Source organism: Paraglaciecola sp. (genome assembly GCF_030730205.1).
GTDB lineage: Bacteria > Pseudomonadota > Gammaproteobacteria > Enterobacterales > Alteromonadaceae > Paraglaciecola.
Map to the genome: position 1 here is coordinate 1 of NZ_JANQVQ010000215.1, position 11,312 is coordinate 11,312.

The following is an 11,312-nucleotide window of genomic DNA, read 5'->3' on the forward strand; positions in this document are numbered from 1 at the left end:
TTACTTAGCAAGATGATATTGGTGAACATCATCATTTGGTACAGCACATTGTACCAACCGACTCTCAACGCCTAAAATAAGCCAATGCACTCGGTGGGCATAACCCACGTCTAAGGCTTTTGTAGGATCAAAGCATAGGGTCACTTCATTTTCGTCTATTAATATAAAGCGCTTAGTATCATCACCTTGCCAATGCCAAGCGGCCTTGACTTGCTCTTGATTGTCGGTGTGATAGCCGAAATGTGTAATAGAGTAGGGAGAAAATAATATAAATTGTTCTGAGAAGTCTACTAAGGCCAGTTCAGCGTCACTTGGTACTGAGTCAGACATAGCGTCAAACACCGATTTTGGCGTTTTTACTGGACCTAAGAGTGCGTAGCCCCACGTACTATATATAATCCATAGGGCCATGATAAATAGTGGCCAGCTCGCCAGTTTTAACTGGGGTTTTTTCAACCATGTCAAAGCAATGATTAATAGGCCAGTCAGGCCAATAGTCGCTAAAAAACCCCAAGGCTCAACTTGATACTTTTCAACCAATTTACTGGCCGCCTTAATTTCCATCCAACCGGCTAGCGCGGCGAGTAACATGATAACTGAAATAAAACTAACTAGTAAAAATAGCAAACGATTTGGCCATTTATGTTTAAGTACTGCCGCTAGGTAAGGGGCTGTTACTAAGGCCAACATGGGTAAAGCTGGCAAAATATAGACGCCACGCTTACCGGGGCTAACACTAAAAAACACTAGCACCAAAGCTACCCATACTAGGGGCAAAATAATACGAAAATCTCGCTCTTTAAACGCTAATTTCCAATGAGAAAATAACCAGGGTAACAGCAAGGAAATAGGTAACCAAAACACCGGCACAACCGACGTGACATAGTAATAAAAGGGTTTGATGTGATGCCATGAATCCGCATACCGTTTTACGGTTTGTTTAAACAGTATATTGTCGCGGTAGGTTTCAAATAAGGGATTTTGGCTATGTTCTACCAGTAATAACATGGGTAAAAACCACAAACTGATTGCGCCTAACATCACCAATGGACCCAGCCACCAACGCCAACCACCTTCAATTTGAGGGGCTGCAATATAAGAATTTTGAACTTTAAAACCTCGAAGCAAAGCAAAGGGGAACAACATTAACAAAGGTAAAAAACCGACACCCTTGGTAATTACACCTATTCCCATAAAAAACCACGCCATGAAATACCAGCGCCAAAGACCGTCAATCAATAAAAAACGCAATAAGCCATAACATCCTAATGTGATCCACATGCAAACCATGGCATCAATCTGTGCCGTTTTAGCTTGCAAGGTAAATTGCACACTAAAAATTAAAAGTATCGCAGCGTAAAAGCCTATCCGATTAGACCACAAACGACGACCAAGACTATACACTAAGTACATTGTCACTAAGCCCGACAGGGCTGAGGGCAATAGAAAGGCGATATTAATTGAGCCGGTCAACCAATAGAAAAAAGCAATTGACCACATAAAAATAGGGGGTTTGTCTGGATATAATTCACCCGCTCTAGAAGGGAAAAACCATTGCCCTGAATGCACCATTTCCATAGCAATTTGGGCAAAACGAGGTTCATCAGCAGGCCAAGGATCGCGTAAACCGAGCCCTATAAAGATCATAAAAACCGCTAAACCAAAAAGCCAGTACATATTACTCAAGTGGTTTTGACCAAAGTCAGCATTAAAGTAGGGGAGAGGTTGTTTCATTGGCTGCACCTTGAATAAGAGAGTAGGACGATTAACAAACTAAACGGGGGTATTTCCAATAACATCAGCAGATTCATCATCCAATAAACGTGCTGCCTTATATTGTTTATACAATCGCAAGCTTAATGCCCCAGAGATGATTAACAGCACTACGCTGAGCGCTATTTTCCACGCTGATAACACCACGATACCTTTGCCCATCAAAGCAAATATCGCCATTTGTGGTATGTATCCAATAAAAGAGCCAAACACAAAGCGACTGGCTCTAACATGAGTAACACCCGCAATTAGATTAGTTACTAGGTTGTTACCCACCGGCAGTAGACGGATTACAATTGTTTTAGTGAGTGGGTCTTTGTGCAAAAACTGATCGATGCGTTTAATTTTGTGCGCAAAGCGTTTCTGAATGAACCGCTTGGCTAAAAGGCGAGAAAAGTAGAAACTAAAAAAACAACTCAAAGCAGTCGCCAAGGTCGACAATAAGCAACCAAGAGCAAAGCCAAAAGCATAACCACCTAAAAAGGCGATCATTTGTCGCGGGGCCCCAAGCGCAGTCGCGGTCGCTCCAATCACTAAAAATACCAACATACCTGTCATGCCGCTATCGCGGATATGCACATCAACCCAGTTTTTATTTAGCACTTCATTGTAAGGCAGTAAACTGACTAAAAAGCCGACTAAGGCACAAACCACCAGCAGTATTAAGCTACTCTTAAACCAAGGTGCAGCAAAAAGACCTGTACTAGTTGTCTTGGTTGACACTAACAACCTCAGCTATTTTTACCCTACGCTGCAGCCACATCACCCCGAACATATCAATTAAACCTACACCCAAACGACCTAACATGTTGTATTTTGATACGCCATGTTGCCGGTCAAGATGATTCACTTCTACCACCACGATATGACCTCCTAAACGGCGCACCAAGGCAGGTAAAAAACGATGCATATGATTAAAATAAGGTAGTTTTAAAAATGTCGATTTAGGGAACACTTTTAAGCCGCAGCCAGTATCTGGGGTACCGTCATGAAGCAGAGTACTACGCACTTTATTCGCAATTTTAGATTGAAATCGTTTCCAACTGGTGTCTTTCCGATTTTTACGAAACCCGGCAATACAAAAATCAGTGCCGAATGGTTGTAACATGGCTTGATCGATTAGTTTGGGAATATCCGCTGGGTCATTTTGGCCATCAGCATCCAAGGTAACAATCAGTTGGCCTTGAGCTAACTGAACGCCTGTATGAATAGCCGTACTTTGACCCACAGAATAACGATGTTTGACTGGAGTAATTTGCTCAATACCTTGGGCGATTAAACGTTGAAGTTCACCGTAGGTTTGGTCATCACTGCCATCATCTACGTAGACAATTTCAAAAGACACTTTGTCAGTTAAGGCACTGACAATGGCTTCAATAACAGGAGCGACATTTTCCTCCTCGTTTTTGGCCGGAATTACGACTGAAACATCCAACGTTTTTTTATTCATTTTTTGCTCAAAAATTTTAAGTTAATCAATACAATATATAACAAAACTTAAGTCACTATTAACCCAGTATGTAACTTAATCGTATGATTATCGCCAGTTCATTTATTGCACTATCTGTACTTATTCTTGCAACTTAAACAACAAAAAGCCCCTAAAGGTTAGAGGCTTATACATACTGTTCATCTAATTTAAAAAGGGATGTCATCATCAAAATCAAAGTCTGGCTCAACCATAGGAGGCTGATTTTTTTGACCTGCTGGAGCCTGATTGAATCCTTGATTTGCTGGCGCTTGATTAGATCCACCTTGATTAGGCATCTTCTGATAACTCGGTTGTTGGCCCTGATTGTAGCCGCCTTGATTACCTTGAGGTGCTTGGCGAGGCTGAAAACCACCTTCAGATTGACCACCACCTTGTCCACCTTTACCGCCCAACATTTGCAACTGATCGGCAATGACTTCTGTGGTGTAACGATCTTGACCTTGTTGATCTTGCCACTTACGAGTCTGCAATTTTCCTTCAATATAAATTTGCGAACCTTTACGCAAGTATTCACCGGCAATTTCTGCCAAGCGACGGTACATGGTAATTCTGTGCCATTCAGTGCGTTCTTGTAATTGTCCCGCTTGATCTTTCCAACTTTCACTGGTGGCCAAGGTTAAATTTGCCACTGCATTGCCGTTAGGCATATAACGAACTTCAGGATCTTGCCCTAAATTACCCACTAAAATTACTTTGTTTACACCTTTAGTCGCCATTTTTTCTCCTCTTATTCTTCTAAATTCAGGGAATTGCGAGCCCGCTGAATATCAAATTTCTGCCCATCGACTTTAATATAAATAACCTGTTCACTTGGCATGAAGGTTAAATCTTCAACACCATCCAATTCGGCTATTTGTTGCATGGCGTGCTCAGCAGTTTGACTGTTAACCTTAAGTGTATAACGTTTTAAGCGCTGTGTACTATGCAAACCTTTGATTAAATATACCCACACTACACATAAGACCGCGGCAAGACCAAATACCCACTGACTACCAAAAAATTGACTGATTGAAGCCGACAACATACCACCTAAAAAGGCTCCAAAAAACTGGCAACTGGCGTATATACCCATTGCAGAGCCTTTTTTACCCGCTGGCGCCACACTAGACACCATAGCCGGAAAATTCGCTTCCAAGTAATTGAAGCAAGTAAAAAACACACTTACCAGAACCAATAACCACAGTAGTGATACGTGTTCGATACTCAGTAAAGCAAAAACAATTGCGAGGCCCATCACACTGGCTACCATTAAGCTGACCTGATTAATCTTACGGCCAAGGCCCATGATAAGCGCCAAACCCGCAATAGAAACCATTAGAATACCTAGATATAACTGCCAGTGCTGCGACATTGGCCAGCCCAAGGCCACAAAAAACTTTGGAATGTGCACAAACAATAAGGTGATTAGCATGTGCAGCACCAAGACGCTCAGGTCAAGCCTCATAAGCTGAGGATGGGCAAGCAATCTCTTAATGTCTTTGATAACAGGCAGCGTGTCGCCTTTAGGTGCGACATCATAAGGGTTCGGCACCACCAACCAAACTAACAACATACATAAAATGGCGAGTACACCTGTGGCTAAAAAGATGCCTTTTAGGCCATATGCATTAGCGATGGTAGGTCCTAATAGAAGCGCTATGTAAAATGAAAAGCCAATAGCAATGCCGATAATTGCCATGACCTTGGGCCGCTGCTTTTCACGGCTTAGATCTCCTGCCAAAGCCATAATTGCTCCGGCTATCGCCCCCGCCCCTTGTAGAAAACGACCAAGCACTATCCACATTAAACTATCAGAAAACGCAGCTAATAAACTTCCAAGGGCAAAAAACACCAAACCTATAATAATAACGGGTTTGCGACCAATTTTGTCTGACAACACTCCCATAGGTATTTGCAACATCGCCTGGGTTAAACCATAACCGCCAATGGCTAAGCCGACTAACATAACAGAGTAATCAGGGTAATCTCGGGCTGCAACGGCCATGACAGGCATAATCATAAATAAGCCTAGCATGCGCAGAACATAGATAAATGCGAGCGAAAAAGCCGCGCGAAGTTCAGTTGAATTCAAAGTAATTACTATTCGGTTAAAGTCGTTAATTAGGGGCGTTTTTAGCGCGCTATAATATCACAGCAAGTCAGTTTTGCCGATAGCTTAAACTGTCTATTCCAGCTAATTTGCTAGCGCTACAAAAGATAATCACGGTTGCCGTAGAGCTACTTTGCAGAGTATGTAATACTACTCTTTTGCCCGCAAATATGGTTAAAAATGGACAGAATTGAAGTACGTGGTGCTCGCACCCACAATCTGAAAAACATCAGCTTAGACATCCCACGAGACAAACTCACCGTTATCACTGGTTTATCAGGCTCAGGTAAATCATCACTGGCATTTGATACCCTGTATGCAGAAGGTCAGCGTCGTTATGTGGAATCATTGTCTGCTTACGCTAGACAATTTTTATCAATGATGGAAAAGCCTGATGTGGATCACATCGAAGGCTTATCACCCGCCATTTCCATCGAGCAAAAATCCACATCACACAACCCTCGCTCAACAGTGGGCACAATCACTGAAATATATGATTACTTACGGTTGTTATACGCTCGGGTAGGTGAGCCACGTTGTCCTGACCATCACGTGCCACTAAACGCCCAAACCATCAGTCAAATGGTTGATCGTGTATTGGATATGGAGCCAGAAACAAAATTAATGTTGCTCGGCCCAGTCGTGCAGGATCGTAAGGGAGAACACGTTAAAACCTTAGAAAATTTATCTGCTCAAGGCTTTATTCGTGCTCGTATTGACGGTGAGGTATGTGACTTATCTGACCCGCCACCATTAGATTTACATAAAAAACACACCATCGAAGTGGTGGTCGATCGCTTTAAAGTAAGAGAAGATTTAAAACTTCGACTGGCTGAGTCCTTTGAAACCGCGCTGAATTTATCTGGCGGCACCGCTAAAATTGCCTTTATGGACGATCCGAGTAAAAAAGAACTGGTGTTTTCATCCAACTTTGCCTGCCCGCATTGCGGCTACAGCATGGCCGAACTTGAACCTCGTTTATTTTCTTTCAATAATCCGGCTGGCGCGTGTCAGACTTGTGATGGCTTAGGTACTAAGCAGTTTTTTGATCCGACGCGAATTATTGGCAATGACGAGTTAAGTTTGTCTGGTGGCGCTATTCGTGGCTGGGACAAGCGCAGTTATTATTATTTTCAGATGTTACAAGCGGTCGCTGATCATTATAAGTTCGATTTAACTAAGCCCTATAAAGAGCTCGATGCCAAAGCCAAAGATTTGATTCTATTTGGTAGTAAAGGGACTTCGCTGAAATTTAAGTACATCAACGACCGTGGCGATATTATGGAGCGCAAGCATCCTTTCGAAGGGATAATTCCTAATATGGAACGCCGCTATAAAGAAACGGAATCAAATGCGGTTCGGGACGAATTAGCCAAATATCTGAGTCAACAAAGCTGCACTAGCTGTGGCGGCACCCGTTTACGTTTAGAAGCTCGCAATGTGTTTATCGGTGACACGCCCCTACCTACGATCACTGATATGTCTATCGCCGAGGCATTAGCGTTTTTTGCCAGTGTCACCTTAACCGGTAGTCGTGAGCAGATTGCTGAAAAAATCTTTAAAGAAATAAACGACAGACTGACCTTTTTAGTAAACGTGGGGCTAAATTACCTGTCATTATCACGCAGCGCCGATACCTTATCCGGCGGTGAAGCACAGCGAATCCGTCTGGCTAGTCAAATTGGCGCAGGATTAGTGGGTGTTATGTACGTGCTGGATGAACCTTCCATTGGTTTGCATCAACGAGACAATGAGCGCTTGTTAAAAACCTTGATTCACTTACGTGATTTGGGCAATACCGTTATCGTGGTAGAACATGATGAGGATGCCATACGCGCTGCCGATTTTGTGCTTGATATTGGTCCTGGAGCAGGGGTACACGGAGGCGAAATTGTTGCTCAAGGCACGATTGAGGATATTAAAAACAGTGAGCACTCATTAACCGGTAAATACCTATCTGGCCGAGAGCGAATTGAAATTCCAACGGTTCGTACGCCCATCGACCAAAGCAAATGGATCGAGATGACGGGCGCCACTGGCAATAATTTAAAAAATGTCACTTTTCGCGCCCCAATTGGATTAATGACCTGCGTAACCGGTGTGTCGGGCTCAGGTAAATCGACCTTAATCAATGATACTTTTTATCGTATTGCACATCGTGAATTAAACGGCGCCACGACGGGTGAGCCTGCACCCTACGCCAGCATAGATGGCATGCAGTATCTGGATAAAGTGGTCGACATTGATCAAAGTCCAATTGGTCGTACCCCTCGTTCTAACCCGGCTACCTATGCTGGCATATTCACGCCAGTTCGCGAATTATTTGCAGGTACGCAAGAGTCTCGCTCAAGAGGTTACCAAGCCGGTCGTTTCAGCTTTAACGTAAAAGGCGGACGTTGTGAAGCGTGCCAAGGTGACGGTGTTATTAAAGTAGAAATGCACTTTTTACCTGACGTGTACGTGCCTTGTGATGTGTGTAAAGGTAAGCGCTACAACCGCGAAACCCTTGAAATTCAGTACAAAGGATTGAACATTCACCAAGTATTAGAGATGACCATTGAAGAAGCCAGACCGTTCTTTGATGCCATTCCTGCCATCGCGCGTAAATTACAAACTCTGATCGATGTGGGTTTATCTTATGTGCGTCTGGGTCAAGCAGCAACCACCCTTTCTGGTGGTGAAGCCCAGCGCGTTAAACTTGCAAAAGAGCTATCTAAGCGCGACACAGGACAAACGCTTTACATACTCGATGAGCCCACTACGGGTTTACATTTTCACGATATTAAGCAGCTACTAGCGGTACTGCATAGACTTCGCGATCATGGCAATACTGTGGTGGTCATTGAACATAATTTGGATGTGATTAAAACCGCTGACTGGGTCATTGATTTAGGGCCTGAAGGGGGCTCTGGCGGGGGGCAAATTATCGCACAGGGCATCCCTGAAGATATTTGTCATGTCGACGCTTCGCATACCGGACGTTTTCTTAAGCCATTGTTGTTTAAAGAAGGTTAGGAATGTTACGTGAAGAAATAAAAGTGCGCTTTTGTGAAACGGATGCCCTTGCACATGTGAGTAATACCGTGCTGGTGCAATGGTTTGAAACAGCGCGTGAGCCTATTTTTAGGATGTTTAACCCTGAGCTCGATTTAAAAAACTGGCCATTGATCTTGGCCAGTTACAAAGTCGATTTTCTGCAACAAATATACTACGGAAAATTAGTTGAAGTCCGCACGTTTGTCAGTCGTATTGGCAATAGCTCCTTCGATATTTATCAAGAGCTTTGGCAAAATGAGCAACATTGTGCGACCGGCGTCACCACCCTAGTTCACTTCGACTTTACTTTATCAAAAGCGCAAACCATCAATGAAACGGTTAGACAACAATTACAGGCTCACTTTAAAGTCTAAAGTGTGGTGACGTGAGCTAGTTGTTAAGTACAAAAAAGCCGTTCTATTTGCACACTGACTTGCTTGAGTCTTGTACAAATAGAACGGCTTTTACATAAAGCGTGTAATTACACCTTAAACTGTTTGGTAATGCCTTCTAAATGTTGTGCTAACTGAGCTAATTCAGCACTAACAGAAGCCAGTTTACCTGAGCTATTCGATGTTTCTACTGTGCGTAAATGGATTTCATCAACGTTGGTACTGATCGTGTTAGCCACCGATTGTTGCTCGCCGGTTGAGTGTGCTATTTGATCATTCATGCGAGTAATTCGGCTAATGGTTTCAGTAATGACCGACAAACTTTGGCCTGCCTTGTTAGCTGTATCCACACTATTAGTTGCTTGCTCAGTACCTTTTGACATCACATTTACTGCCGAACGAGCGGCGTTTTGTAACTGCTCGATGGTTTTTTGAATCTGTTCTGTTGATTGCTGTGTACGTGAAGCTAAGGTTCTCACCTCATCTGCCACCACCGCAAAGCCTCTACCTTGCTCTCCGGCACGAGCCGCCTCAATAGCTGCATTTAAGGCTAATAAGTTTGTCTGCTCGGCGATACCTTTGATCACATCTAAGACCACACCGACTTGATTAGAATCAGATTCTAATTTACGAATAACCTCTGCGGTTTCTTCAACATTAGCCGCCAACTGACGAATACTTTGCACTGTGTGATTGACGACTAACTGCCCGTTATCAGCCGCTGAAGATGCGTCTCCGGCAGCGCTTGCCGCTTCAGCTGCGCTTGTTGCGACGGCACTCACGCTGGCGGTCATGTCGTCGACCGCGCGTTTTGCCTCGCCAGCAGCACGTTGCTGCACATCGATGGTTTTGTTGGTATCGTCAGTTAATTGATTTAAATTTTGCGCTAATTCAGACAAGGGCAAAGACGCATTAACAATGTCTTTTACCACGCCTTGGAGTTTTTCCATAAATTGGTTAAACCAATAAACCAAGTCGCCAATTTCATCTTTATTTTTGGTGACCAAACGTACTGTCAAATCCCCATCTTCCTGGGCAATATCTTTTAAAGAAGTCACGACCTGAACAATGCTGCCGCGCAGTCCTGTTACGATAGGAATAGCAGTGGCAAACAACAATACGATAATAAACACCGCCATAATGGCACCAACAGTGATTAGATTGGTACCGCTGTCTTTGGATGCATTGATACCTGTTTGGAACGCTTTGATGCGAGCATCTCTGAATGAAGTCAGCGCTTTGGCGACGTCAGAATAGTTATTATTCATACGAACTGAGCTTTCACCTAATTTCGACATGTCTGCCGTTTGATTGACCATGGATTCTGAAATATCAAAGGCAAACTGAAAATAACGATCAAAGGATTCGAGAATGTCATTCGCTTCGTTGGCTAAATTGGGATTAATCGATTTGATTTTTTTGAGTAACGCTTCGGTATCAGACGCAATAGTTTTTGCGGTATCTAATGCGTCTTCATCACCGGTGATCGCTGCACTGCTGAGGGTATCTCGAACCTTTTCAATTTTGACTAAGGCACTATTAGTAGCATCTAAAGCGGGGTACTGCACCTCGATAATATCATCTAATAACTCGACATTTCGTAAGCCTGTTACGGTGGTGATCCCCAAGTACAACAAGAATCCAACGGTCCCGATGATTGGGATGAGAAATAACTTTTGTGCTATGGACATTTTCGTTAGGAAATTCATCGAGCTACCTTTTTGTAATATCAAACTATTAGATTAAATTTGCTTATAAATAAGCTATACCACAAAACTTCAAACCGCCAGATTTCCCTGCAAAGCAACTTGAAATATCTATAAACAATTACACGCGAACACTATTATCCATCATAAGGTGTCACACTTATACCCGTTAAACTATAACCAACGCTAGCGAGTTCACCTTCCCATGCATCTGTCGATAAAATGCCAGTCACCCAGACCGCGTCATATAGGTTATCTATCGGCACACCTTGAGAAAACTTCACATATACTATTTGATTAGGCGGAGGAGGGGGAACATGAATACAAGCGCCAAAATAAGGCACCAGTAAAAATTCCCGAGTCAGCTCGTTGTCTCCTTCAAGAGGCACAATAAAACCAGGGATTTTTACGCGCTTACCATTTAATGATGTGACCACAGGCGCATCTAAATTTTGCTGGGCCATACTGCCCTCATGCTGCACTTGTTGTTGCGGAGCGATATAATCTTTAGGGACCATATCTTCCCAGAATAACTCTAAGGTTTCTGAGTGCGCGTTCATGGCTATAAAACACAGCATAATAAGAATTTTTTTCATTTTTTGACCTTTTAATGCGCTTTGATTTAGCAATCTTCGTTTACATCTGTCAATAGACAAACGGATTTCAAGCCCTAAAGCTCCCACTAAACTGACTGTGCCCGACTAACGATTCATTTTTCATCACGATAGTATCACTTGCAATGCTATGTAAAGCGAATGAAGTAGACACAAAAAAGCCGACTGATGTCGGCTTTCACTAAAACAATACGCGATTGGTATTATTTA

At 43.1% G+C, this 11,312-nt stretch carries 9 protein-coding genes; 2 read left to right on the forward strand and 7 right to left on the reverse strand.

The window, feature by feature from the left end; all coding sequences use genetic code 11:
- The 5 genes from NWQ57_RS14460 to NWQ57_RS14480 all read right to left on the reverse strand — a co-directional run bounded on the left by NWQ57_RS14460 (position 1) and on the right by NWQ57_RS14480 (position 5,336).
- Entirely contained in the window at positions 1-1,734 is a 1,734-nt protein-coding gene (locus NWQ57_RS14460) for a glycosyltransferase family 39 protein (protein ID WP_306022870.1), read from the reverse strand.
- Positions 1,735-1,773: 39 nt separating this feature from the next.
- Complete coding sequence (locus NWQ57_RS14465) at positions 1,774-2,496, reverse strand: TVP38/TMEM64 family protein (RefSeq protein WP_306022871.1); 723 nt, start codon at positions 2,494-2,496, stop codon at positions 1,774-1,776.
- Positions 2,477-3,208, reverse strand: coding sequence for a glycosyltransferase family 2 protein (locus NWQ57_RS14470; RefSeq protein WP_306022878.1), 732 nt, complete (start codon positions 3,206-3,208; stop codon positions 2,477-2,479). The genes NWQ57_RS14465 and NWQ57_RS14470 overlap by 20 nt, the downstream gene beginning before the upstream one ends.
- A 203-nt stretch (positions 3,209-3,411) precedes the next feature.
- Complete coding sequence (gene ssb, locus NWQ57_RS14475; RefSeq protein WP_306022872.1) at positions 3,412-3,981, reverse strand: single-stranded DNA-binding protein; 570 nt, start codon at positions 3,979-3,981, stop codon at positions 3,412-3,414.
- 11 nt (positions 3,982-3,992) lie between these two features.
- On the reverse strand, positions 3,993-5,336 hold the full coding sequence (locus NWQ57_RS14480) for an MFS transporter (RefSeq protein ID WP_306022873.1): 1,344 nt from the start codon (positions 5,334-5,336) through the stop codon (positions 3,993-3,995).
- 198 nt (positions 5,337-5,534) lie between these two features.
- On the opposite strand from NWQ57_RS14480, the gene uvrA reads away from it, so the two are divergent.
- The gene (uvrA, locus tag NWQ57_RS14485; protein WP_306022874.1) at positions 5,535-8,369 is read left to right on the forward strand and encodes an excinuclease ABC subunit UvrA; all 2,835 of its coding nucleotides are present in this window, start codon (positions 5,535-5,537) and stop codon (positions 8,367-8,369) included.
- Positions 8,370-8,371: 2 nt separating this feature from the next.
- On the forward strand, positions 8,372-8,764 hold the full coding sequence (locus NWQ57_RS14490) for a thioesterase family protein (protein ID WP_306022875.1): 393 nt from the start codon (positions 8,372-8,374) through the stop codon (positions 8,762-8,764).
- Between the two features lie 107 nt (positions 8,765-8,871).
- On the opposite strand, the gene NWQ57_RS14495 is transcribed toward NWQ57_RS14490, so the two are convergent.
- The gene (locus tag NWQ57_RS14495; RefSeq protein WP_306022876.1) at positions 8,872-10,491 is read right to left on the reverse strand and encodes a methyl-accepting chemotaxis protein; all 1,620 of its coding nucleotides are present in this window, start codon (positions 10,489-10,491) and stop codon (positions 8,872-8,874) included.
- 134 nt (positions 10,492-10,625) lie between these two features.
- The gene (locus NWQ57_RS14500) at positions 10,626-11,084 is read right to left on the reverse strand and encodes a DUF3299 domain-containing protein (RefSeq protein ID WP_306022877.1); all 459 of its coding nucleotides are present in this window, start codon (positions 11,082-11,084) and stop codon (positions 10,626-10,628) included.
- Between the last annotated feature and the right edge of the window lie 228 nt (positions 11,085-11,312).